A 23,484-nucleotide genomic window follows, 5' to 3' on the forward strand; every position below is an offset into this window, starting at 1 on the left:
GCCCCGTTTTATAAAAATACTCTCTGTGCCAAATAAAGCACAACTAAAAGATAAAAAATCACTAAAAGTTTTTTTTGAAGTACCACATCCACTCTATCTTTGAGATGTATCCCTATGGTAACACCCACAAAAGAGGCAACCCCGATAACTGCTCCACTTAAAAAATCTATCTCTCTACTCAACGAATGCGATATCAAACCTGCCACAGATGAAAAAATAACAAAAAATAGCCCTGCCGAGATAGCTTTTTTCAAATCCACATGCAAAAAGGTTACCAAAATCGGCACAAGAAGGATACTCCCTCCCACGCCTATAAGCATGCTCAACGTTCCTAAAACTAAACCGATGACAAAAAGAACCCCTTTATGCACACTTCTTTGCGCTTTTCCAACCGTAGTTTTAAAAAAGAGCCGTATAAGTGCGAAGAGTGCGAAAGATAAAAAGATAATCTCAAGCACTTTATCATCCACGCTTGAAGCGATAAAACCACTCAGCATCGCACCGCAAAAACCGCCTATGCCGATAGTAAACACTAAAGGAATATCAAGGGTTTTCTTTTTGTTGTTTAAGTAACTCCCATAGATAGAGCTAAAAACCATCTGTACAATGGAAATTCCGATGGCATCTTTGATTTGATGCCCAAGTAACAAAAGAAGAGGAACGAGGATGGTTCCACCGCCGATTCCGAAAAACCCAGAAAGAGTCCCGACGCCAACACCTAAAAGAAGTAATTCTATCATTATCTTAACTTTTTTGCGAATTATAGCATCTTATCCAAAATCAAATCTGCCATAAGCCTGTACTATAAGAGAGTTTAATTTTACTTTGAGATTCAATCAAGTATAATCACCCAAACAAGGGCTAGAGAATGTTAAATATAATTATAGAAGCTTCAGAAAATTTTTGTATCCATCAAATAAGAGTGCCGTGCGAAATAGTTGATGATGTAAGTGAAATGAGAACAGTTATTGCTTCTATCGACATAGAGTTGCTTGGCGGGAAAAAACAGAGAGTTTATATCGGGGCGACGCTTGATTTTGCGCAAAGGGTTGCTGCTGCTCTTTTAGAAGAGGATGAGAGTGACGAAGAGACGCTTGTGGATATGGTACTTGAGACTGCCAACCTGATTGTAGGCAGTGCAAAAGTCCTTGCACAAAGAGAGTCCCAACACGCCTTTACTCTATGTACGCCGAACTTTGAAAAGATAGGCATATTTGACATGGCGTACGATAAAGCAAAAATTCTCAAAGTTCAAAATGATGCAATGATTCTTGCTATCAAGGAAATATAATTGAAAAAGAGACATACTTACGGAGCCAAAGAGGAATCTTTTGACCCTGAAACAGAGCTTTCATGGATGGACTACTCTGGGTTGCTTGATATGGAAGTTGAGTTTACATCTGATTTGGGTGAAACTGAACTGACTTTAGGCGAGATACTCCAACTCAAAAAAGGCTCTATCATTGACCTGAAAAAACCGGCGGGAGAGAGTGTTGAATCCTACGTCAACGGACGTATTTTAGGCAGGGGCGAGGTTATGGTCTATGAAAAAAATCTTGCCATCCATATCAATGAAGTTTTAAACTCCAGCGCTGTTTTATACCACCTCTCAAAAGAGAAACCATGATAAAATTTTTCCTTCTTCTAGCTATTCCTTTTTTACTGCATGCCACGAAAATCCTCAGTTATAACATCTACGACAGAACAGACAGAGTCGATGTGATGATTACATTCGACACTCCTTATGATGGAGTTATCAAACAAAATACGACCAACTCCATCCTCACGATTAAGCTTGAAAATGCCTCTATAGAGTCCTCAAAAGTGAAACAGCTTGCTTCAAAGTTTATCCGCTCTATCGCCATCACGCCGATGAACGACCATACCCAAATCGTAGCAGAGATTCCACCAAATGTAGTTTTGCAAGCTTCTAAAACATCTGATGCTTATGGGCTAAGACTCCGTTTTGCAACTCCCGCTGTGGTAATGCAAAACAGCAATGAGTCCAAAGATGTCTCCGCAGATGAACTTGCACCTCTTCCGACAAAAAAGAGTGATGATCTCTCTGGAAGTTACTATATTGTTCTTACTATTCTTATCGTGGGAATTGCCATCCTTTTTTACATCAAAAAAAGAGTTGCACAACCTCAAACAAAACAGACACAATCTTCTTGGCTCTTTCAAGAGAGTGATGCGAACGAGAAAAAAGAGGCGCCATCTTCACCAAACGCTCCATTTGCACCAAATGTAACTATTAGATTTCAAAAGGCACTCAATGGTGATAATAGCGTTGTAATGCTTGATTTTGGCGAACAGAGCTATCTTGTTTTAATGGGGAAAAGCAATATTTTACTTGATAAATTTAGCGGAGATAAGCCTGTTACAGAGGATGACTTTAACTCTATTTTGCAAAACAGACACAAAGAGCTTGAAAACTTTTTAAACAACGATGACAAACACCAAGAATCACTCAGAATCTACAAAGAAAAAGCCGCTTCTATCTCTTATGAAGTTTAGAGTACCGCTACTCTTGAGGATGCGTCTTCTCTTCTAAAAGCTTTTTAATCGTCTCAATATGAGCGCGGTTTAAAAAGTAGTGCTCATCCATCATCTTGTTAACATGATAGACCTCTGTTACCGTTATGCCGTAAGGGTCTTTCTTCTCTTTAACTATCTTACCGCTATCATCATACGAATAGAGAAATAAAATCTTGCGTGTCTGTTGCACATAGTAAGTAACTACAATTTCATCAGAGTGCTTTTTCTCTAGTGCTACAATCACTTTATGATCATCTTTGATGCTCTTATCAAGATTTAACTCTTCTCGCATCTCAGAGGCTAAGATATAACCAACATAAAACTTATTGTACAAATCATGGTATCTTTGAACTTTTTGGCTCATCAAAAAATTGATATCAAGCACATATTTTTTATGGCTTCTGAGCATCTTTGTAATCCACGAAATAGTGTTGTAGTATCTAAAAGGGTGAAGTTTTAGCGTGTGTGCCTCGATCATCTTTTGGGATGTAACTCTCTTCTTTGGTAGAAGTTTTTTTGCATCGGTAGCAACGATATGCTCTAAAACACCTTTAGCTGAAAACTCGTTTGTAAGCCAAACACTACAGTAAGGGGGGAGTTGTCTCACGCCAGTCGCACCTTCATTGAGTATGATAAGCGCTTTTATCTCATAATTTGGAAAGATAATCTCCAAAAGTGCCTTTTTCTTTCGAAGTCTTTTTCTCAGTTTAAGTACCGATTTGACAAGCGTCATCTCAACAAAGTAGAGCTCATTATCTTTAGTGATAAACATCGCATCAAATTCGCTAATCTCTCTGCTCTTAGTTCTATAGACTATCTGCTGTTTTTCGCTGATAGAGAGAGTGTTTGCGTGAGATTTTATCTTGTCTTGATGAAACCCTTTAAGGACAAATTTTTCAATATTATCACTATTTGCTGCATACATAAGAAGTTTTTCATAAACAAAATTTTCAAACACTTCCCCCTCAAAAGAGCGGTAAGAGCTTAAAAAATGTTGGTCATCTTCACTTACGCCCTTTTTCATCAAAGAGAGTAAATAGTTTACATTATAATCATAATGAAGCAGATTATCTCCTATATCACTCTCATCCAATGTCTTAATTGATTTACTTATCTTCAATAAACTATCTCACTATTACTAAAAAAATCATCTATCATACTGCGGCACTCATGAGGGTCAACAACACGGTTAATCTTCACTCTTAGTGCTGAAGCACCGCTATACCCTTTGGAGTAGGTATGCAGATGCTTTCGAAACATTACAACTCCATAAGAGCCATAAAATTCAATCATCTTATCAAAATGTTCTAGGATTATAGCATGCTTGATATTTTTGTCAATTTCTTTTGTGCCTGATTTGAGTTGATGAAAAATCCAAGGTGCACCAACAGCCCCTCTTCCTATCATAACGCCATCCGCACCAGTATGTTCTAAAACCCATTTTGCCTTCTCGTAAGAGTCTATATCTCCATTGGCAATCACAGGAATCTTAATAGCCGCTTTTATCTCTTTTATAGCATCATAATCAACAGCTGCTTTAAATTTTCCGGCACGTGTTCTTCCATGAACCGCCAAAAAATCTGCTCCGCTGTCCTCAACCACCTTAGCAATCTCGATATGGTTCTTTTTTTCAAATCCAAGTCTGATTTTGACACTTGTGAACTCTTTATTGGATGTGTCTTTCATAGTTCGGATAATGCTTCCCATAAGAGGAAGATTTAAAAGAAGTGAGCTTCCGCTTCCATGCCCCACTATCTTTGGCACGGGACAACCGCAATTGAGGTCAATAACGTCTATCCCCTCTTGCTCGTTGAGTATTTCGACTGCATGCTTGATAACATCGACTTCTGCTCCTGCAATCTGCACAGAGTAAGGGTTTTCATTTGGGCTTTTTTCTATCATGGAGAGGGTTTTTGAGGAGCCGTGAACCAAAGCGTTGGAACTAAGCATCTCGCTAACTGTCAAATCAGCTCCAAACTTTTTCACGACACTTCGAAATGGCAAATCTGTATAGCCCGCCAATGGAGCCAATACATAGATGGGAGTATCAAAAGAGAGTTTTGTTTTACTCATCAGAGACTATATAAAAAGGTTGATATCAAAATGTTTACCACACTCTCTTAGTGTCCTATACGCCTTAAAACGCGCATATTCACCAGAAGAAGAAGCATCAAGAACCTCTTTTGCGGCTGTTAACATCTCCAAATCAAAAAGAGTAAAGAGGTAAGCTTCCATTGCTGCTTCATCCTCATTACTAAGTGTCTCAAAAAGTTTCATTCTCTGCTCTGGAAGCATTGCTTTTGCTAATTTTTTAGATGCATCAATATACTCACTCGCAGTAAGGTTCATCGCCTTAAAAAGAGAGAGGAGTACTTCATTAGATACAACTAGTGTGTCACTATCTGCATTGATTCTGGAGAGTATCGTAAAGAGAGCCTCTTTTGTGAGTGCATTTTTATACTTCTCTATTGTATGTAATGGCGCTTTTTTCACAAAGTCCACATAGACTTCTTTGCATAAACTTGCATCATATCTGTTTGGAGAACTAAGAATATCTTCAGCGCTTAAAACGCCTTTTTTATATCTGTTTCTCTCATTTTGAATCACGATAGCATTAGAGACTGGAAGAGAGTATTTTCTCAAATCAGCAACTTCACCATTTCTGATACTGTTGATAACATTTAAAACATCATTTATCTTTTTATTGTCCACTTCAGCATTAAATTCTGCCGTTGGAAAAATAGTTGCATTATCAACTAAAGAGCCTAATAACTGGTATTTTTGTGTTTTAAAAGAGTGCGAACGATTCTCTTTTCCAAGATACGCGTCTATGATAGAATCGACCATCTTTTCATGGTCTTTCTCGTACTTGCGAAGTTTTAAGACACCCATCAAAGCATAAAAGGACATATGAAGCATGCTTGCAACATACAGAAGCACCATTGGTAACACAACTAAAGCAGCGATAGATAATGGAGGCAATACCAAACCAAAAATAGTAATACTCATGCTCTCTTGCGTAACAAAAGCATAAACATACCACCCAATAAGAACGATTAACAGTAATGACGCTATTGTATATTTTTTTAAATGCATAACTTGCTTCCCTTTATTTAGATTTTTCTACTATTTCTCTACAATCTATGCAGTATATAGCGTGAGGTTTCACTTTAAGTCTTTGAAAACCTATCGGGTCTTCACACATTTCACATATGCCATAATCACCGATTGCAATTTTTCCTAGTACGACGTTTATCTCTCGTAGCTCTTGTTCTTGCTGCTGCACTATCGCGCTCTCAACCATAGAAGAGTTATCTACCGATGCGTGATCGCCCTCATCATTGAGTTCTAAAGTACTTAGTTGATTTAACTCCTCATTTACACCTCTAATGTTTTTGAGAATTTGCTCTTTTCTTCCCTCAAGAATCTCTTTAAAATACTTTAATTCACTCTCTTGCACTTATCTTCCTTATCTATTTGTGGTATGGGTGGTTGCTTAGCAGCGAAAATCCCCTATAAATCTGCTCAAGCAAGACCGCTTTGGCAATCTTATGACTCATAGTGATATTTCCTAAACTTATAACGGAATCACCCTTTTTTAAGAAGTTTTCTTCAAAACCATAAGCACCGCCTATGAAAAATTTAATCGCAATTTTACCATCTAATAGCTTACTAAATTCATAACTATCGATTAATTTTCCCTCAGGATGCAATATAACGTTAAAACTTTTTGCTACATGAGGTTCAAAGAGTTTAGAATAGAGCGCTCTGGAGGCGTCTGGTGAGATGGTGTGTGCTTTGGTTACATCTTTGTTAAAAAGTTCAATATCTTCCACTTTTGCAAAGCGAGAAATCATCTTTGTAAGCTCTTTATAGAGAGGATCGTATGTAGAGTGCTCTTTTTTTGCGATAGAGAGGATGTCAATAGTCACCGAATCAACCCGCTTCCAATCACATGATATGTCACATGTGTAAAGGTGTCGTTCTCTTGTACTCCACCTATGGCAGCGACATAGTGTTTGGAGAGAGAAGCTATCTTGTCGAGTTTATCACCAAGCACTGTGCTTACATCACTTTTTGTTGTGGTATCTCGATAGGCACCTAAACCGATGTAGTTTAAATCCATCTTATTTGCTTCTAAAACCTCATTTTCGTTATGTGTTGATATTCCGATAATTTTATCTTTGCCAACAACTTCTCTAAGGATTTTCACCGCTGTAAAGATATCTTTGTCGATAACTCTTAAATCTTCCTGCCCCACATGAACGCCATCACAAAACTCTATAAGTTCGTACGCATCATTGACAATTAAAAAACCATCATACAATTTCCGAATCTTGATAAGTTGCTGTTTGATAAAAGCGATATCTGCGTTTTTGTTGCGGTACTGGAGAATCTCTGCATTTTTTTGTTTTGCTATTTCGATAAAATCTTCAAGCAGAAGAGCCTTTTTATCTAAAAGCTCTTGATCACAAAGCGCATAAAGCCGCATTACGCAACTTTAAGGAGTGTTAGGAGGTCTGAGAGTGTTTTTTTAAGATCGCCTCGATTGACAATCATGTCAATAGAACCTTTTTCAAGCAAAAATTCTGCACGTTGAAAACCATCGGGAAGAGCAGAGCCGATAGTCTGCTCGATAACCCTCTGCCCTGCAAATCCTACAAGTGCTCCAGGTTCAGCAATAATAATATCACCAAGAGTTGCGAAAGAAGCACTTACCCCACCCATCGTAGGGTCAGTTAAAACTGAAATATAGGGAAGATTATAAGTTGCAAGTTTTGCCAGAGCTGCCGAAGTTTTGCTCATCTGCATCAGTGAAAAAGTACTCTCCTGCATTCTCGCACCCCCACTGGCACTTAAAATGACAAGCCCTTGTTTTTTTTCTATCGCGCGGTTGACTGCTCGCACAATCTTTTCCCCCTCAACAGAACCCAAAGAACCACCCATAAAGGCAAAGTCAAAAATCACGATTTGCACAGCTACACCGTTCATCCGGCACTCACCGCTTACAACAGAAGAGTTTTTGCCAGTTTTTGCATGCGCCTCTTCAAGTCTTTTTTTATAAGATATCTTGTCAGTAAAATTGAGCGGGTCAACTGGCTTTAAGTTTGCGTCATACTCAACAAAAGTACCCTCATCCGCCAAAAGTTCGATTCTCTCTTTGACACCTATACGGATATGATAACCACACTTTGGACAGACATGCTTCTGGTTTTCCACCTCTTTGTAGTACATCAAAGATTCACATGATTTACACTTTACCCAATGCGCTGGCGCCTCGCTTTTCACGGGCTCTTTTGAGTCTTTGTTTCGAGAAAAAATACTTAAGAGGTTCAAAAAATATCCTTTGAGACAATAATGGATGAAATTATAGCGAAATTCTACTTGATTTGAAAATTTCCATATGCAGTTTTAGCATATGGAATAAGAGAGTTAAGAGAGTAGTTTTTTAACGATGCTTCTTGCCGCTTCACGACCGTCATAAGCTGCCGTTACGACCAAATCAGCACCTCTGTAGCAGTCGCCGCCTGCATAGATGCCTGCCGTGGTTGTTTCATGGGTCTCTTCATTGACGACTATGCCGCCCCATTTGTTTGTACTTATGCCGTTTTCTGCTAAGAAAGATGGAACCTCAGGGTCAAAGCCAAGCGACGTGATGATAACATCTGCGTTCACTCTGTATTCGCTGCCTCTTACCTCTTCCATTTTTTGGCGTCCGCTCTCATCTTTTGCGCCCAAAGTTGTTTTGACTACTTCAACAGCGATGGCATTTCCTTTTTCGCTTAGTATTATCTCTTTTGGTGCGGCAAAAAATGTAAAGTCAACACCCTCTTCTACTGCATTTTTATACTCTTTTTGACTTCCGGGCATGTTGTGTGCATCACGACGATAGAGACACATAACACTTTTTGCACCCTCTCTCTTTGCAGTTCTTAGGCAGTCCATCGCCGTATCGCCGCCTCCGATAACCACAACGTTTTTATCTTTAAAATCAAATTTTTTATCATAAGAGAGTTTGAAATTTTTTCTTTGAATTGCCGTGAGATAATCCATCGCTTTGTAAACATTTGGTGCTTGTTCGCCGTTGATGGAAGCTTTTTTTGCTTTTGTCGCACCCACTCCGATAAACATTGCATCATGCTTGTCGGCAATCTCTTCAAAAGTTATATCTTTGCCTACTTCACAGTTAAGCACCAACTCCATTCCAGCTTCTACAAGAAACTTTATACGACGCTCTATAATCTTTTTGTCAAGTTTAAAGTTGGGGATTCCATAAGTAAGAAGTCCGCCTGCTCTGTCACTTCTCTCATACATCGTCACAGCAATTCCTGAACGTAAAAGGTAAGTAGCACATGATAGTCCTGCGGGACCGCTACCGATGATGGCCACTTTTTTGTCTGTCGTAATACCCGGAAAGTCAGGTTTGTAGCCCGCTTTAAAGCCCTCTTCCGTGATATATGTCTCAACTGAGCCGATTGTGATAGCACCGTGTCCGTCATTGAGCGTACAGTCACCCTCGCAAAGTCTGTCATGTGGACAAACTCTTCCCATAACTTCGGGAAACGGTGAAGGCTCATTGGAGAGTTTAAATGCAAACTCCAAATCCTTCTCACTTACGGCTTTAAGCCACTGCGGTACATAGTTATGGAGCGGACATTTGTTGAGACAAAACGGGTCTCCACACTGGATACATCTCTCACTTTGAGTTGCTGCTTCGTTTTTGTCAAAAACCTCATAAATCTCGCCAAAATCTTTTGTTCTCTCAACGACTAATCTTTTTCTAGCTTCGATTCTCTCAGTATTTAAATACTCTCTCATGATTAATCTCCGATCTCTAAGTTCATAGGTAGTTTTGTTAGGTTTTTAGGCTTCACAAGCCAGAAATTTCTTACCTCTACTCTAAAGTTTTCAAGCAGTGCTTTTGCTTTTTTACTTCCAGTCTCTGCAAGATAATCTTTGAGAAGTCTCTTCAAGTAGTGTCTTGCTTCATCGCTATCATCCGTATCGATGCGTACTGGCTCAACAAGCTCACGGTTAACATTTTCAATAAACGTATGGTCAGCGTCATAAACAAAGCTAATACCGCCTGTCATACCTGCACCAAAGTTGATACCGGTACGTCCTAAGATAACTACAACACCGCCTGTCATATACTCACAAGCATTATCTCCCGTTCCCTCTACAACCGCGAGTGCGCCTGAGTTACGTACACCAAATCGCTCGCCGACACTTCCTGAGATATAGAGTTTTCCGCCTGTTGCGCCATAGAGACATGTATTGCCCCCTGCTGCAAACTTCTCTCCCTCATTGGATGATTTGATGATTATCTTGCCGCCGTGCATACCTTTGCCGATATAGTCATTTGCTACACCCTCAAGATAGAGAGATACTCCCGGAACTAAAAATGCGCCGAGTGCCTGCCCTGAGATTCCTTTAAGGTTAATGCGTATAGTATCGCTTGCAAAACCCTTATCTCCATAATACTGAGCTATCTCACCGCTGATAAGCGCTCCAAAACTTCTGTTGACATTTGTAATCTCACGTGTAATGCGCACCTGATTTTTTGGATGTTTGATAGAGTTCATTGCCTCTTTTAAAACATCTTTTTCAAAGCTGTTGTCATCAAAAGGAGCGTTACATGGCTCTTGACATGTATTAACACCTTTTTCTTGATGCAGAAGTGCGCTAAAATCAAATTTTTGTGCAAATGTGTCATCTACCACTTTAAAGAGGTCACTTCTTCCAATCATCTCTTCCATTGTTCTAAAGCCAAGCTCTGCCATGATAGAGCGGACATCTTCTGCTAAAAGCGTGAAGTAGTTTACTAGCTGATGTACATGTCCTTTGAAAAACTCTTGACGAAGCTTCTCGTTTTGCGTTGCTATACCTACAGAGCATTTGTTGACGTGGCAGATACGAAGCATCTTACAACCAACAATCGTCAAAACTCCCGTACCAAATGCGTAGCTCTCTGCTCCCAAAAGTGCCGCTTTTACGACATCAAGACCTGTTTTTAATCCGCCATCAGCCTGAACTTCTACCAAACCTCTGAGGTTATTTGCTTTTAGTGCATTATGTGCTTCACTAAGTCCAAGTTCCCACGGATTTCCTGCAAACTTGATAGAAGTAAGCGGTGCGGCACCTGTTCCGCCGTCTCCTCCGGAGATGATAATCTTGTCAGCATACGCTTTTGCAACACCCGCTGCAATCGTTCCAACACCCAAAGTTGAAACAAGTTTTACCGCTACTTTTGCTTTTGGATTGACCTGTTTTACGTCAAAAATCAACTGCGCTAAATCTTCAATCGAGTAGATATCATGGTGTGGCGGAGGCGAGATAAGCGTTACACCCGGAACTGTATGACGCAATTTTCCGATAAGTGGAGAGACTTTATGCCCTGGAAGCTGTCCGCCCTCTCCCGGTTTTGCACCCTGAGCAACTTTTATCTGAATCTCTTCTGCGCTTCTTAAGTATGCCGCCGTGACACCAAATCTCCCCGATGCAACCTGCTTAATCTTAGAGTTTCTATCTGTTCCAAAACGTTCACTATCTTCGCCGCCCTCTCCTGAGTTGGACTGTGCGCCTATCTGATTCATAGCCATAGCTATAGTCTCATGCGCCTCTGGGCTGATAGAGCCAAGACTCATAGCAGCGGATGCAAATCTCTTGAAAATCGCCTCTTTTGGCTCAACTTCTGAGATATCTATGGCTTTTCTATCTGATTTTATCTCAAAGAAGTCACGAATAAATCTCAAGCCTCTTTTGTTGACCAAATCTCTTAATTTTTCATAATCTTTTTTCGTTCCGCTCTCTGCTACTGCATGGATAGCGTGGATAACAGCAGGACCGAAGTCGTGGTGTTCTTGCCCTGTATAAAACTTATAGTAGCCACCGATGTTTAGAGGGAAAATCTTGTTAAAACCGTTATCTTCAAACGCCTCTGCATGGTACTTTGCAAGTCTTGCATCGATATCTTCATAGTTTAGCCCGCTTAATGCAGCGTGTGAAGTTGCGAAACACTCACTTACTACCTCACGATTAAGACCCATAATGTCAAAAAGACCTGCATTTCTGTAAGATGCAATCGTTGATATACCCATTTTGGACATAATCTTCAAAATCCCTGCATTTAGAGAGTTGTGTACTGCTTTAAGGGCTGCATTGCAGTCGATTTTTACAGCGTTAGATCTGTTTGCATGATCAATTACGCTCTCTGCTAAGAGCTTAGGATGAATTGCATTTGCACCGTACCCTATAAGTACAGCCGCACTGTGTGAATCAGACACTTCCCCAGTTACGGCAACCATAGATGCCAAATGGCGCACTTTTGCTTTTAAAAGAGCGATATTTAATCGTCCGATAACCATTGCCATCGGGATAACTCTTTTTGTCTTGCTAAACTCATAATCATCAAGAATGATAATACGTGTTCCCTCATTTTTTACCGAAGCAACGATAGTTTCTACTAAAGTATCAAGTGACTTTTTCAAATCACTCTCGTAAGCCGTGGAGAATGTTTTGTTACGGTAAAAATCTTGATAACTTGGAGATTTTTTATCACCAAAAGATTTTAAGATAGAGAGTTTCTCACTTGTAATAATAGGCGAAACAGACTTTAAACGGTGTGCATGAAAAGGAACTTCGTCAAGGATGTTGTGTACCTCTCCAAAGCCCGTATTTAAGCTCATAACTACTTTTTCTCTGATTGGGTCGATTGGAGGGTTGGTTACCTGTGCAAACTTTTGTTTGAAAAAATCTGTAAATGCTCTTTGCTTCTGTGAAAAACATGCAAGCGGAGTATCGTCTCCCATAGAACCAACCGCCTCTTTGCCCTCAAGCATCATAGGCTCGATAACTTGCTCAACAACTTCATGTGTGATGTTAAAGTATCTCTGTCGTGCTATAAGCTCTTTTTTATCATACTCTGGTTTTGACATATACTGATCTACAACATGTTCTTGCAGGTAGATCATATGCTCGTTTAGCCACTTCATATATGGGTTGGAACTTTTTAGGTAGTCGTTGATTTCGCTGTTTTTGAAAATTTTTCCAAATTTAAGGTCAAGTCCGATCATCTCGCCGGATTGCAGACGCCCTCTCTCTTTGATCTCCTCTTCAGGGATATCGACAACACCATACTCACTTGCGATAAGAAGTGTGTCATCTTTTGTGATGATATATTTTGAAGGGCGAAGACCGTTTCTATCAAGTACACAGCCGACGTAGCGTCCGTCTGTTACAGAAAACGCCGCTGGACCGTCCCATGCTTCAAAAACTGTTGAGTGAAACTCATAAAATGCTCTAAGTTCCGGATCCATATGAGGCGCATTTTGCCATGCCGCTGGGATAACCGCACGAACTGCTTTGAAAAAATCCATCCCGTTGATAAGTAAAAATTCAAAAAAGTTATCTGCCGAAGCACTGTCCGAAGATTTTGGCTGCAAGATAGGAAGGATTCTTTGAATCTCCTCATCGGTAAAGACTTCACTCTTGATAGACTCTGATTTTATCTCAACATTGAAGCGATTTCCCTCAACAGAGTTGATTTCGCCGTTGTGTGCTACTGCACGGAAAGGTTGCGCAAGTCTCCACTCAGGAAGCGTGTTGGTTGAAAATCTTTGGTGAAAGAGTGAAAAAGAGATTTTGAAACTCTCATCTTGTAAATCTTTATAAAACTCTTGGATATGCGTAGGCATAACAAGACCCTTATAAGAGAGAACTTTAGAGCTCATCGAAGCGATGTAAAAGTCTCTGTCCCCCTCTAGTTTATGCTCACTCTCTTTGCGTGAGAGGTAAAGCAGTGCTTCAAATCTGTTAGTAGCCATAATAGAGTTTGGAGTTATAAAAAGCTGTACGATAGTCGGAAGTGATGCGAGAGCTTGCTCGCCGAGTGCTTTTACATCAACGGGAACATCTCTTTTTAAGACTACTTTTAAGTCATTGTTTGCACAAACTTCTTCTATGGTTGCAAGGTGATTTTTATCTTTTGTAAAAACACAGGCAACGGCAAATTGCGCAGGAAGCTCGATACCGCTTTTAGCAGCTTCTTTACGCAAAAACTCTTCAGGCAAAGAGAGAAGCAAACCGCTTCCATCGCCGGTTTTTCCATCCGCTGCCACCGCACCTCTGTGCATCATTCTCTCTAATGCGGTTATGGCATCATCAAGAACTTTGTGTGACGCTTTGTTTTTGATATTTGCAACAAGACCAAAACCACAATTATCCTTGAATGATCTCAACAAATCATGATATGCAACCATACTAACTCCTAAATTCAGAAATTTCTGTAATTTTTTTACAAATTTAATCTATTTTTAAACTAACTTGTTCTATTTAAAGATTAAGCGTTGCATTATACATTTCAAAGGTTTAAAAATTTATAATACAGCTATATTTTTTCAGTAAAAATAAAAATAGTGTGTATAAAAGAAGCGGGCAATGCAAGGTTTTATAGTAAATATCAACAGAGTCAAAGATGAAGATCTTATAGTCACAATAATATCGAGAGAAAACTTAGATACTCTTTATAGGTTTTATGGTGCACGCCATGGAGTTATCAATCTCGGATTTAAAATCGACTATGAAATAGACAACTCTTCTAAAGCGACAATTCACAGGCTAAAAGATGTCATTCATATAGGATACAGATGGCTTGGCGACTATAAACTCTTGCGTCTTTGGCAAGATTTTTGCGCCCTCTTTTACAAACATCTCAAAGATGCTGACACGCTTGATACTTTTTACTTCGACCTTTTAGAAAATGCTTCACAAAACTGGAATAGACAAAACCCAAAGAGAGTTGCTATTGAGTCTTATATAAGACTGCTTGAACATGAAGGAAGACTTCATAAAGAGTTTGAGTGTTTTTTATGTTCTGAGATGATTGAGCAAGAGGAAATCGCCCTTATCCGCGCCTATCTGCCAACACATAAACATTGTGCACATACATATGGTTTTACTAAAAGTGGCATTGAAGAGCTTTTTGAAAACCACTCCTCTCTTTTTTTAAACGATGCGGAGGTAGAGAGGCTCTGGATAACGCTTTTAGAGGGAATCTAAAGTTTTTTTCGCTAAAATTTTGACAATTTTACAAAAATGGATGTTCCTATGTTTGCAACTGTCAAATCCCGTATTCTTGTAACTATCATACTCTTTGGTGCCCTTGCTGTAGGTTTTATGTATCTTTATATCTCTTATACATTTAACGACTTCTCCAATAAAACCGCAAAAAAATCTCTTGATATGCTCAGCCAATCCATCTTTCAAACGCTCACACAAAGCATGCTTGCTGGGGATGCAGCGGTAGTTCAAGCAACCATAGAGAGCGCAAAAACCATCAAGGGTATCGAGAAACTAGATGTGACAAAATCACAGCTCGTTCTTGATCTCTACCCAGATGGAGGCAAACACTTCTCCACCGATACGGTCATCTCTGAAGTTTTTGCAACAAAAGAGCCAAAAAACATCGAGAAAAAAGAGCAAAATCACCACACCATCCAACTTCTCAACCCTATGAAAGCCGAAGCAAACTGCCTTGCATGTCACTCTAACGCTAAAGAGGGAGACATCCTTGGGGTTATGAATCTCATCATCTCTCTTGATGATAATGACACGGAAATTCAAGCGACAAAAAACATCCTTCTTATCACGCTTAGCTCTGTCTTTCTTCTCTTTGTTCTTATCATCAATACATTTTTCAAAAAAGAGGTCATTAAGCCCATAGATGAGTTGCGCATCCGTATCCGCGCGCTTGTTGATGGCGATAGAGATTTGACAAAGCGCATCGAAGTTGTACGCCAAAATGAGTTTGCTGCTTCTGCACACGCTATCAATGATTTTGTCAGCAACATTCAAAACACAATCAACGAAGTAAAATCTCTTGGAAGAGAAAACGTCTCTATCGCAAATACTATCACAAAATCCTCCTCCTCTATCCATAGCAGCGTCAATGAAGAGGGACACATCGTACTTGAGACAACCCACAAGGGCAAAACCATCAAAGAGATTCTTGACAACTCCATCCTTATTGCAAGACAAACCCAGCAAAAAGTCTCTCAAGCAGATGAAAATCTCGACTCTTCCCGTGAAGTTTTGAACGAACTGGTGTGTGAGGTCAACAGTTTTATAGAGATAGAAAACGAACTCTCAGGAGAACTTTTAAATCTCAAGCAAGATGCGGATGAAGTAAAAAACGTACTCTCTGTTATCAAAGATATTGCAGAGCAGACCAACCTCTTAGCGCTCAATGCAGCCATCGAAGCAGCGCGTGCGGGTGAGCATGGCCGAGGATTTGCTGTTGTTGCAGATGAAGTCCGCAAACTTGCAGAACGAACACAACGCTCACTTGGAGAGATTGAGATAAGCGTGAACACCATCGTGCAATCCATCAATGACATAAGCGACAAAATGCATACAAATGCGCGTGGGATGGAAAAACTCACAACTATTTCTCAAGATGTAGAGGAGAAAATCAACGAAACATCGTATGAGATGAAAAACTCCATTGAAGTAGCAAAAAAATCTGTGCAAGATTCAGAGATGATGGTAAAGCAGACAGATGAAATTATCGGTCAAATCAACGAAATAAACAGACATTCCCTCTCAAACAAAGAGAGAGCGTTGAGCATAAAAGAGGAGTCCAACCGCCTTTTCAACGTTGCAAACTCTCTTGAATCCCGCCTCAATGAGTTTAGAAGCTAAGCTTTCTTAGCCACTAAAGAGGCGACTTTTATCTTCTCGCCTCGAAGATTAGTATCAACTCTCTCTTCATAGTAAATAACATCAAGACCTATAAAAGAGTGTAGAAGTTCATTTTTACGCAAAAGATAGTCAAGATTTGTCGTAGGCATATTAAAATCCCCATGTGCCACGATAAATGTCTCGAACATCAAAACGCCTCCACTTTTAAGCGCGTCTTTCATCTGAGAAACAAGACGGCGATTGAGGTAGTTGACATTGACTATAAGGTCATATTGATTTGGCGTAAGATTGTATTTATCCAAATCTGTATCTATTTTGTTTATCATCGCACTCTTTTTTACTTTGCCAAGCGCATAATCAGAGATATCAACCGCATCAACCATAAATCCCAAATCAGCCAAATAGTGCGCGTTACGCCCTGTTCCACACGCTATATCGATTGCTTCTCCTACTTTTGCATGCGAGATATACTTTGCAACTAAGGGCGATACTTCCTGAGGCATAGGGTTATCCAAGTATCTTTCATTCCATCTTTGTTTGTCTTCTAACATAAAAACCTCCTGCTTTTTGTGTTCAAATAATATCTAAAAAAAATATTTTGATTCTTGATTGTAGCCAATTTTTCACCACACGCCTTCAAGCTTATAGCCGCAGTGTGGGCACGCGCCGTTTTTATCAAGCGCATTTTTCACAAACTGCCCTATGTTCCCGCTCCTCTGAATCACGCTTTTTTTGCAGCTCGGACAGTAGGTTGACTCATAGTCCTCATTGTCAACATTGCCGATATAGACATATTTCAGCCCCTCTTCCACCCCTATCCTATAAGCTCTAAGAAGTGTTGCTTCGGGAGTACGGGGAACATCAAGCATCTTGTATGTCGGATGAAAGGCTGAGAGGTGCCACGGTATGGAGGTATCAAGAGCGGCTATAAACTTTGCGATACCTCTTATCTCCTCATCCGAATCATTTTTCTCTGGAATCAACAGCGTTGTTATCTCTACCCAAATTCCTCTCTCATGGGCGTATTTCACGGCTTCAAGTACGGGTTTTAGTTTGGCGCCGCAAATCTCTTTGTAAAACTCATCTGTAAAACCTTTGATATCAATGTTCATCCCATCTATGTAAGGTTCGAGCAGGTCTATGGCTTTGCGTGTCTCGTAACCGCTTGTGACATAGATGTTTTTCAGCCCTTTTTCGTGAGCAATCTTTGCCGTGTCGTAGGTGTACTCAAAAAAAACTATCGGTTCATTGTAGGTGTATGCGATGGAGCGACAGCCGTTTTCAAGCGCCAAATCAACTATTTTTTGGGGCGGAAGTTCACGACCGACGATTCTATGGTTATGCTCTTTTGGATACTGCGATATGTCGAAATTTTGGCAAAATGTACAAGAGAAGTTGCACCCGAGTGTTCCAAAAGAAAAAGCTCTGCTTGCAGGCAGAAAATGAAACATAGGTTTTTTCTCAACAGGGTCAATGTTGATGGCTGCCGCAAGACCATAAACAAGAAGTTTAAGCTCACCCTCTTCTACGCGTCTCACCCCACATATACCGTACTCCCCCTCTTCAAGCTTGCAGGCATGCGCACACGCCTCACACAAAATCTTTCCACTTGAGAGTTTTTTACTCAGCCATGCTGTTTGTGACATTACTTCCTCCTAAAAGTTATAAAACCAATCTTTAGATTTTCTTGAAAAAGGGTTTTGTTCGTAAAACTCCTCTTCATCGAGTTTAAATCTAAAGTTTTTCATATATGTCTCAACTATTTTATACGCCTCATTTATCTCTCTAAATCTCTGCTCATCCCCATTTGGCATGTCGGGATGCGACTCTTTTGAGAGTTTTTGGTATCTCTTCTTCAACTCCGCATGCGACACACGGGAAGAGATGTCTAAAATATCAAGCGCCTCTTGAAAGTTTTCATAACTCATACTTTGCTCTTTTTATCTTCCATCATAGCAAATAGACCCATTCATGTCAAGGCTACATTAAGAGCCAAAAGGTTAAAATACGCCAAAAAAGCAGGGATTTACTTGTTTAATCTTCCAAACACTCTAGCGTTTTCACGCATCCTTTTGGCACCCATTATGTTTTGGGTTATCTTAAATCCAGACTACTTTACCCATAACGGCTACCATGTTTCATGGAACTACTATTTTGCCTCTCTGATTTTCGTTCTTGCAAGTGTTACAGACTTTTTTGACGGTTATATCGCAAGAGAGTGGAACCAGATGACGATGCTAGGAGCCATCATCGACCCGCTTGCAGACAAGATGCTTACCATTGCCGCATTTTTGGGGCTTATGATGGTTGGCGAGGCGAGTGCGTGGGCTATCTATATCATCATTATCCGTGAGCTTTTTATCACGGGGATTCGTACCGTTGCGGTAAGTGAGGGGCTGGACATCAAGGCTTCTTGGAGCGGCAAGGTCAAAACGGTTGTGCAGATGATTGCCATCGGTTTTTTACTGATGCATTGGCGTTTTGGCACAGAGCTTTTATGGCTTGCCGTCGCACTCACGCTCTACTCAGGATTTGAGTATCTTTGGGGATTTAGAACTGCACTTTTAGGAGTTAAAAAAGCATGAGTTTTTTAGTATCACTTCTCGTCCTCTCGGCACTTATCTTTTTTCATGAGCTTGGACACTATATGGCAGCCCGCAGAATGGGCGTAAAAGTAGAGGTTTTCAGTATCGGTTTTGGCAAAAAAATCGCCTCATTTCACAAATGGGGCAACGAATGGCGGCTCGCACTCATCCCGCTTGGCGGCTATGTCAAGATGAAAGGGCAAGACGACAGCGACCCGACCAAAAAAAGCTATGACGCCGACAGCTACAATGTCAAAACACCGCTGCAAAAGATGTTTATCCTATTTGCAGGACCGCTTGCAAACTTTGTTTTGGCTTTTGTTCTCTACTTTGTCATCGCTCTAGGCGGACCAAATATCCTCTCTCCCGTTATCGGTCAAATAGTCAAAGACTCTCCCGCATTTACGGCAGGCTTGGAGACTAACGACACTATCCGCTCTATAAACGGCACGGCTATAACAAAATGGGAAGAGATGGCAGAGATCATCGAACATGCCGATGGAACACTCAACTTTGAGGTTGAGAGAGCGGGCTACATACACTTTATAGCCGTTGCGCCAAAAATAACTCAGACAACAAATATGTTTAACGAGGTCATAGAGAAAAAGATGATAGGCATAGGAAGTGCGGGAGTAACGCACAAACTCTCGCTTGGGCTAGAAGAGACGCTCTCTTACGCCACAAACCAAACTATCCATGCTTCCACTCTTATCTTTACGGGTCTTAAAAAACTCCTCTTTGGTGAAGTGCCTGCCAATGAGCTAGGCGGCGTTATCTCCATCGTCAAACTTACATCAGACGCAACAGATGCGGGATGGATGAGCGTGCTCTTTTTTGCGGCTCTCATCTCCGTAAACCTCGGAGTTCTCAACCTCCTCCCCATCCCCGCACTTGATGGCGGACATATCATGTTTAACCTCTATGAATTTCTATTTAGACGGGAAGTAAACGAGGAGATTATGGTAAAACTCACTATCGCTGGGTGGGTAATACTCATAGGACTGATGGGGCTTGGGCTTTATAATGATATCAACAGACTTATAGGATAAAAAATGAACAAAGAAGAGTATAAAATTTATATTGACGATGTGATTAGAAGAGTTGAGTTTGCTAGAGTGCGTTTTGACGAGAAGCATATAGTCAAGATTGTAGCTATCAGCAAATATTCTACTGCAGATGAGATAAAAGCACTTTATGAGATAGGTCAAAGGGCTTTTGGAGAGAACAAAGTTCAAGATTTGAGAGCAAAAAGCAGTGAGCTTGAAGAGTTGCCGCTTGAGTGGCACTTTGTTGGAAATCTGCAAAAAAATAAAATCAACAACCTGCTTGACATAAACCCTGCCCTTTTTCAGGGACTTGATTCGCTAGAGCTTGCACATGAACTTCAAAAAAAGCTAGAAGCAAGAGATATGACGCTTGATGCACTTTTGCAGATAAACTCCGCAAAAGAGGAGTCAAAGCACGGTGTTATGCCCGAAGTTGCGGTTGATGTTTACAAACAGATAGCACAAGAGTGTCCAAATATCCGTCTCAAAGGCGTAATGAGCATCGGTGCGCATACGGAAGATAAAACGGTGATAAAAAAGAGTTTTGAGACTACTTACAACATCTATAAGCAGCTAGAGGGTGCAACCATCTGCTCAATGGGCATGAGCGGTGATTTTGAACTTGCCATCGAGTGTGGGTCAAATATGGTACGCCTTGGCTCTGTTATGTTTAACAAATAGCTCCTCAAAAAGAGGAGTTAAAAAACTACTGCATAACCTTTCTCGCATTTAGCGGTTGCACAGGTCTGTTGTTTGCATGTCCCATCACATCAAAGAACTTCTTTACCTGCTCTTTTGAGATCGTTGCATACTCCTCAAGTACTAGCCATCTTACCCCTTCGCTGCACGGTGGCGTTGTCAAAGAGCCGTTAAATCTATAGTAATCTCTCTCTTTTGGAAGCATCTCGCTTATCATCGCATCACTCAAGCCGCATGCTGCTTTTTCATCTGCTTTTTGAGGCATTTTTGACCAGATTTGATTAATGACTCTATTTTCCTTACCCTCTTCAAACATCAGCGCTACAACCGCCAACTCACCATCTTTTGAAGCGTGAACGAAATGTGCTTCAAAAGGAAAACTTTTGCCCTCGATCGTATTTTCACTCGGTGTATGAAAGTGGAACTGCTTTAAATAAAAAGTGATTCCATCAACGGTTATGCTGCTTCCATCTTCTACATTGACTTGGATGGTGTGCCCATTGTTAATCACGCTATTTGCTTTCGTTTTGTAGTCAAACTTGATTTTTTCAAGTCCTTTTGTTGCAACCACTCCGCTTTTTGAGATATCGATTGGCGATTGGGATTTTCCATGTTTACACGCACCATACTCTGGAGACAAATCTCCCCAATGTTCAGGCGCTTCATGCCCTGTATAACCCCAATGTGTTCCATGCCCGCCCGCTAAAAGCGAACTACTCAGTGCTAATGCACATAAACTACCTACTAGTATTTTTTTCATTATTTATCTCCTATTTTGATAGATTATTATATCTTTTAAAAATAAAATTTCACTACAATAGCGCATGAAAAAAATAATAAAATACAATCTTATCGTCATTGGTGCAGGGGCTGCTGGAATGATGGCTGCCATCACTGCTGCAAGAGATGGCAGAAGTGTGCTGCTTTTGGAGAAACTTCCACAAGTTGGCGCAAAACTCAAAGCCACGGGTGGAGGACGATGTAACCTTACAAACACCCTCTCCAATGAAGATTTTATGGCTAAGTTTGGTCGCAACGGTCGCTTTATGCAAGATGCACTTAGAGTGTTTGACCATAAAGCTTTAATAGAGTTTTTAGAGGGCATTGGTGTTGCGACGCATGCACCTGATGGCTTTCGAATTTTTCCCACTTCTCACTCTTCACAAACAATTTTATCGGCTTTTGAAAATGAGATGCAGCGTCTTGGTGTAGAAGTTTTAACATCGCAAAAAGTTCAAAAAATTCTGCATTTACACAACAGCGTAACAGGTGTAGAGACAAATGAGGAGATATTTTATGCCAACAATGTCATAATCGCCACGGGCGGGCTTGGGTATCCTACTCTTGGAGCAGAGGGAGAGGGGCATGAGATGGCAAAAGAGCTAGGGCACAAAGTAACAGAGCTTCACCCAGCCATGATGCCGCTTCACGCAAAAGAGGAGTGGGTGGCTGCTTGCCGTGCCGATACGATTGCAAAAGTTGAACTTAAAGTTGCCATAAAAAAACATAGCAAATTCAGAGCTACCGGAGATTTGATTTTTACAAAAAATGGCATAAGAGGTCCTGTCGTACTTGATGCGGCAAGAGAGATAACCCCGCTTTTGAACGAATACGGTGAAGTTCCTCTGCTTCTTAATCTCACCAAAGGGATGAACGAGGAGCAAATCACAAAACACCTCAAAGATGCAGCAACAAAAAATCCACAAAGCACCATGTTAGAACTTATCACGACATTGCTTCCTGCTGCACTATCAAATGAGTTGTGTCACCTAGCCCAAATCGATGCGCAAACAACCTACAAGAAAATCTCAGGAGCGCAAAGAGCAAAACTGATAGAGCTTCTTGCTTGGACACCGCTCACGGTTATCGGGCATGATGGGTTTAAAATGGCGATGATTACCCGCGGCGGCGTTGATTTAAAAGAGATAGACCCAAAGACCATGCAGAGCAAACTTATAGATGGATTGTACTTTTGCGGAGAGATTATGAATCTTGATGGTCCATGCGGAGGATACAACCTACAGTGGAGTTTTTCTAGCGGGTATCTCGCCGGTCAGCTTAAAAACTAAGCTTATATAAAAACATCGTTTTTGGAAGTGAGGCTTCAGCCTCGTCTATTCTTTAGTACGAAGCTTGAGGGGGTTTACGGGACTAAAGTCCCACTTCCTACGAGAAAGTAAATTCTGTTAGTAAAAGTAGCGTATAGAAGCAAAACCATGCGCTTTTGTCTGCTCTATCATGGCAACATGTTCCCCAGTCACGATGCCGCCAAGAGCAAAAACTTTAATGGTACAAATCTCTAAAACTTCTCTCAAATCCTCTATCCCCTTTGGCTCTCCTTTGTTCGGTGAAGCAAAGATAGGGCTGTAAGTCACAGCATCGGCTCCCAACATCTGCGCTCTTAAAACCTCTTCATGCGTATGCGTGCTTATGATTACAAAAAGCCCCATTTTTTTGGCTTCTGCTACCATGTCAAACTGGCTTGAAGTCAGATGTACACCACTTGCACCGAGTTTTTTTGCCAAAACACTATCTTGATGCAAGAAAGATTTTAGATTTTCAAATTTTTTGCACTCCGCAACAAATGCAGCAGCAATTTCATCATAATTTTGTGTATTTTTATCACGGTAAAGAACAAAATCTGGTTGATGTTTTTCTATCTGTTTACACAGATTTAAACAAAACTCTCCTGAAGTGTCTCCGTAAAATTCCCGAGATGTCATCAAATATTTTTGCATTTTAAAAACTTTAAGTCCTTAGTCATAAATAACCCCAACTTCAGCAATAAGAAAATAGCTCTAGTGCTAGGCAGATTTTCGCAGGACTAGCTATGCTAATTCAAGAAAATCTAACGACGCTAGTAGGCTATTTTCTTATTGCCCGAAGGGAAGTTTAAAAAGAGGGCTACTGCGAAG

24 protein-coding genes are annotated in these 23,484 nt (G+C 40.5%); 9 read left to right on the forward strand and 15 right to left on the reverse strand.

The annotated features are described in order from the left end of the window. Window positions 1-8: 8 nt before the first annotated feature. Entirely contained in the window at window positions 9-740 is a 732-nt protein-coding gene (locus AC6H4V_RS07160) for a sulfite exporter TauE/SafE family protein (protein ID WP_497606299.1), read from the reverse strand. A gap of 128 nt (window positions 741-868) precedes the next feature. On the opposite strand from AC6H4V_RS07160, the gene AC6H4V_RS07165 reads away from it, so the two are divergent. From AC6H4V_RS07165 to AC6H4V_RS07175, 3 genes are read left to right on the forward strand one after another with little or no spacing between them, the layout of a single operon-like run. Beyond that, window positions 869-1,291: a chemotaxis protein CheX gene (locus AC6H4V_RS07165; protein ID WP_497606300.1), complete on the forward strand. Its 423-nt coding sequence runs from the start codon at window positions 869-871 to the stop codon at window positions 1,289-1,291. Continuing rightward, complete coding sequence (gene fliN, locus AC6H4V_RS07170) at window positions 1,292-1,627, forward strand: flagellar motor switch protein FliN (RefSeq protein ID WP_497606301.1); 336 nt, start codon at window positions 1,292-1,294, stop codon at window positions 1,625-1,627. It abuts the gene before it with no gap. Further along, window positions 1,624-2,517: a hypothetical protein gene (locus tag AC6H4V_RS07175; protein WP_497606302.1), complete on the forward strand. Its 894-nt coding sequence runs from the start codon at window positions 1,624-1,626 to the stop codon at window positions 2,515-2,517. The genes fliN and AC6H4V_RS07175 overlap by 4 nt, the downstream gene beginning before the upstream one ends. Window positions 2,518-2,524: 7 nt before the next feature. Here AC6H4V_RS07175 and AC6H4V_RS07180 read toward each other — a convergent pair whose 3' ends face one another. The 9 genes from AC6H4V_RS07180 to gltB form a co-directional block, all read right to left on the reverse strand. Beyond that, the gene (locus tag AC6H4V_RS07180) at window positions 2,525-3,658 is read right to left on the reverse strand and encodes a hypothetical protein (RefSeq protein ID WP_497606303.1); all 1,134 of its coding nucleotides are present in this window, start codon (window positions 3,656-3,658) and stop codon (window positions 2,525-2,527) included. Continuing rightward, entirely contained in the window at window positions 3,655-4,611 is a 957-nt protein-coding gene (dusB, locus tag AC6H4V_RS07185; protein WP_428730008.1) for a tRNA dihydrouridine synthase DusB, read from the reverse strand. The genes AC6H4V_RS07180 and dusB overlap by 4 nt, the downstream gene beginning before the upstream one ends. 6 nt (window positions 4,612-4,617) lie before the next feature. Then, complete coding sequence (locus tag AC6H4V_RS07190; protein WP_497606304.1) at window positions 4,618-5,634, reverse strand: hypothetical protein; 1,017 nt, start codon at window positions 5,632-5,634, stop codon at window positions 4,618-4,620. 13 nt (window positions 5,635-5,647) lie between these two features. Beyond that, a complete protein-coding gene (dksA, locus tag AC6H4V_RS07195; RefSeq protein ID WP_300695381.1) occupies window positions 5,648-5,998 on the reverse strand; it encodes an RNA polymerase-binding protein DksA in 351 nt (116 codons plus the stop codon). A 13-nt stretch (window positions 5,999-6,011) separates the two neighbouring features. Further along, window positions 6,012-6,470: a 23S rRNA (pseudouridine(1915)-N(3))-methyltransferase RlmH gene (locus AC6H4V_RS07200; protein WP_428730010.1), complete on the reverse strand. Its 459-nt coding sequence runs from the start codon at window positions 6,468-6,470 to the stop codon at window positions 6,012-6,014. Next, entirely contained in the window at window positions 6,467-7,030 is a 564-nt protein-coding gene (locus tag AC6H4V_RS07205; protein ID WP_428730011.1) for a thiamine phosphate synthase, read from the reverse strand. The genes AC6H4V_RS07200 and AC6H4V_RS07205 overlap by 4 nt, the downstream gene beginning before the upstream one ends. After that, entirely contained in the window at window positions 7,030-7,875 is an 846-nt protein-coding gene (gene accD, locus AC6H4V_RS07210; protein WP_428730012.1) for an acetyl-CoA carboxylase, carboxyltransferase subunit beta, read from the reverse strand. The genes AC6H4V_RS07205 and accD overlap by 1 nt, the downstream gene beginning before the upstream one ends. 96 nt (window positions 7,876-7,971) lie before the next feature. Next, the gene (locus AC6H4V_RS07215; RefSeq protein ID WP_497606305.1) at window positions 7,972-9,357 is read right to left on the reverse strand and encodes a glutamate synthase subunit beta; all 1,386 of its coding nucleotides are present in this window, start codon (window positions 9,355-9,357) and stop codon (window positions 7,972-7,974) included. Window positions 9,358-9,359: 2 nt separating this feature from the next. Then, window positions 9,360-13,799 carry a glutamate synthase large subunit gene (gltB, locus tag AC6H4V_RS07220; protein WP_497606306.1) on the reverse strand — a complete coding sequence of 1,480 codons (4,440 nt, stop codon included), beginning with the start codon at window positions 13,797-13,799 and terminating at the stop codon, window positions 9,360-9,362. Between the two features lie 178 nt (window positions 13,800-13,977). On the opposite strand from gltB, the gene recO reads away from it, so the two are divergent. Beyond that, window positions 13,978-14,598 (forward strand): recombination protein RecO, encoded by a 621-nt coding sequence (gene recO, locus AC6H4V_RS07225; RefSeq protein WP_497606307.1) that lies wholly within the window; start codon window positions 13,978-13,980, stop codon window positions 14,596-14,598. A 48-nt stretch (window positions 14,599-14,646) separates the two neighbouring features. Beyond that, the gene (locus tag AC6H4V_RS07230; RefSeq protein ID WP_428730016.1) at window positions 14,647-16,239 is read left to right on the forward strand and encodes a methyl-accepting chemotaxis protein; all 1,593 of its coding nucleotides are present in this window, start codon (window positions 14,647-14,649) and stop codon (window positions 16,237-16,239) included. Here AC6H4V_RS07230 and AC6H4V_RS07235 read toward each other — a convergent pair. From AC6H4V_RS07235 to AC6H4V_RS07245, 3 genes are all read right to left on the reverse strand, one after another. Then, window positions 16,236-16,790 carry a class I SAM-dependent methyltransferase gene (locus tag AC6H4V_RS07235; protein ID WP_497606308.1) on the reverse strand — a complete coding sequence of 185 codons (555 nt, stop codon included), beginning with the start codon at window positions 16,788-16,790 and terminating at the stop codon, window positions 16,236-16,238. The two genes, AC6H4V_RS07230 and AC6H4V_RS07235, sit on opposite strands and share 4 nt — an antisense overlap. Window positions 16,791-16,862: 72 nt before the next feature. Beyond that, window positions 16,863-17,885, reverse strand: a complete 1,023-nt coding sequence (gene amrS / locus AC6H4V_RS07240; protein ID WP_497606309.1) for an AmmeMemoRadiSam system radical SAM enzyme — start codon at window positions 17,883-17,885, stop codon at window positions 16,863-16,865. A 9-nt stretch (window positions 17,886-17,894) separates the two neighbouring features. Further along, entirely contained in the window at window positions 17,895-18,167 is a 273-nt protein-coding gene (locus AC6H4V_RS07245) for a J domain-containing protein (protein ID WP_428730019.1), read from the reverse strand. A gap of 102 nt (window positions 18,168-18,269) precedes the next feature. Here AC6H4V_RS07245 and pgsA point away from each other — a divergent pair, with 102 nt between their 5' ends. Genes pgsA through AC6H4V_RS07260 form a run of 3 tightly spaced genes read left to right on the forward strand, consistent with a single transcriptional unit; the run spans window position 18,270 to window position 20,551 of the window. Further along, window positions 18,270-18,824, forward strand: coding sequence for a CDP-diacylglycerol--glycerol-3-phosphate 3-phosphatidyltransferase (gene pgsA / locus AC6H4V_RS07250; RefSeq protein WP_497607918.1), 555 nt, complete (start codon window positions 18,270-18,272; stop codon window positions 18,822-18,824). Next, window positions 18,821-19,873 (forward strand): RIP metalloprotease RseP, encoded by a 1,053-nt coding sequence (rseP, locus tag AC6H4V_RS07255; RefSeq protein ID WP_497606310.1) that lies wholly within the window; start codon window positions 18,821-18,823, stop codon window positions 19,871-19,873. The genes pgsA and rseP overlap by 4 nt, the downstream gene beginning before the upstream one ends. Window positions 19,874-19,876: 3 nt before the next feature. Continuing rightward, window positions 19,877-20,551, forward strand: a complete 675-nt coding sequence (locus tag AC6H4V_RS07260) for a YggS family pyridoxal phosphate-dependent enzyme (RefSeq protein ID WP_497606311.1) — start codon at window positions 19,877-19,879, stop codon at window positions 20,549-20,551. 25 nt (window positions 20,552-20,576) lie between these two features. Here AC6H4V_RS07260 and AC6H4V_RS07265 read toward each other — a convergent pair whose 3' ends face one another. After that, window positions 20,577-21,329, reverse strand: coding sequence for a carbonic anhydrase (locus tag AC6H4V_RS07265; RefSeq protein ID WP_497606312.1), 753 nt, complete (start codon window positions 21,327-21,329; stop codon window positions 20,577-20,579). 64 nt (window positions 21,330-21,393) lie between these two features. On the opposite strand from AC6H4V_RS07265, the gene AC6H4V_RS07270 reads away from it, so the two are divergent. Then, a complete protein-coding gene (locus AC6H4V_RS07270) occupies window positions 21,394-22,638 on the forward strand; it encodes a BaiN/RdsA family NAD(P)/FAD-dependent oxidoreductase (RefSeq protein ID WP_497606313.1) in 1,245 nt (414 codons plus the stop codon). A gap of 117 nt (window positions 22,639-22,755) precedes the next feature. Here the strand turns inward: AC6H4V_RS07270 and AC6H4V_RS07275 are convergent, their stop codons facing one another. Beyond that, window positions 22,756-23,307 (reverse strand): thiamine phosphate synthase, encoded by a 552-nt coding sequence (locus tag AC6H4V_RS07275; RefSeq protein ID WP_497606314.1) that lies wholly within the window; start codon window positions 23,305-23,307, stop codon window positions 22,756-22,758. Between the last annotated feature and the right edge of the window lie 177 nt (window positions 23,308-23,484).

The organism is Sulfurimonas lacustris (genome assembly GCF_059705355.1).

Coding starts and splice junctions, on each gene's coding strand:
- AC6H4V_RS07160 (WP_497606299.1), bottom strand. CDS start 740: ATGATAGAATTACTTCTTTTAGGTGTTGGCGTCGGGACTCTTTCTGGG.
- AC6H4V_RS07165 (WP_497606300.1), top strand. CDS start 869: ATGTTAAATATAATTATAGAAGCTTCAGAAAATTTTTGTATCCATCAA.
- AC6H4V_RS07175 (WP_497606302.1), top strand. CDS start 1,624: ATGATAAAATTTTTCCTTCTTCTAGCTATTCCTTTTTTACTGCATGCC.
- dusB (WP_428730008.1), bottom strand. CDS start 4,611: ATGAGTAAAACAAAACTCTCTTTTGATACTCCCATCTATGTATTGGCT.
- AC6H4V_RS07190 (WP_497606304.1), bottom strand. CDS start 5,634: ATGCATTTAAAAAAATATACAATAGCGTCATTACTGTTAATCGTTCTT.
- AC6H4V_RS07205 (WP_428730011.1), bottom strand. CDS start 7,030: ATGCGGCTTTATGCGCTTTGTGATCAAGAGCTTTTAGATAAAAAGGCT.
- AC6H4V_RS07215 (WP_497606305.1), bottom strand. CDS start 9,357: ATGAGAGAGTATTTAAATACTGAGAGAATCGAAGCTAGAAAAAGATTA.
- gltB (WP_497606306.1), bottom strand. CDS start 13,799: ATGGTTGCATATCATGATTTGTTGAGATCATTCAAGGATAATTGTGGT.
- recO (WP_497606307.1), top strand. CDS start 13,978: ATGCAAGGTTTTATAGTAAATATCAACAGAGTCAAAGATGAAGATCTT.
- AC6H4V_RS07230 (WP_428730016.1), top strand. CDS start 14,647: ATGTTTGCAACTGTCAAATCCCGTATTCTTGTAACTATCATACTCTTT.
- AC6H4V_RS07235 (WP_497606308.1), bottom strand. CDS start 16,790: ATGTTAGAAGACAAACAAAGATGGAATGAAAGATACTTGGATAACCCT.
- amrS (WP_497606309.1), bottom strand. CDS start 17,885: ATGTCACAAACAGCATGGCTGAGTAAAAAACTCTCAAGTGGAAAGATT.
- AC6H4V_RS07245 (WP_428730019.1), bottom strand. CDS start 18,167: ATGAGTTATGAAAACTTTCAAGAGGCGCTTGATATTTTAGACATCTCT.
- rseP (WP_497606310.1), top strand. CDS start 18,821: ATGAGTTTTTTAGTATCACTTCTCGTCCTCTCGGCACTTATCTTTTTT.
- AC6H4V_RS07260 (WP_497606311.1), top strand. CDS start 19,877: ATGAACAAAGAAGAGTATAAAATTTATATTGACGATGTGATTAGAAGA.
- AC6H4V_RS07265 (WP_497606312.1), bottom strand. CDS start 21,329: ATGAAAAAAATACTAGTAGGTAGTTTATGTGCATTAGCACTGAGTAGT.
- AC6H4V_RS07270 (WP_497606313.1), top strand. CDS start 21,394: ATGAAAAAAATAATAAAATACAATCTTATCGTCATTGGTGCAGGGGCT.
- AC6H4V_RS07275 (WP_497606314.1), bottom strand. CDS start 23,307: ATGCAAAAATATTTGATGACATCTCGGGAATTTTACGGAGACACTTCA.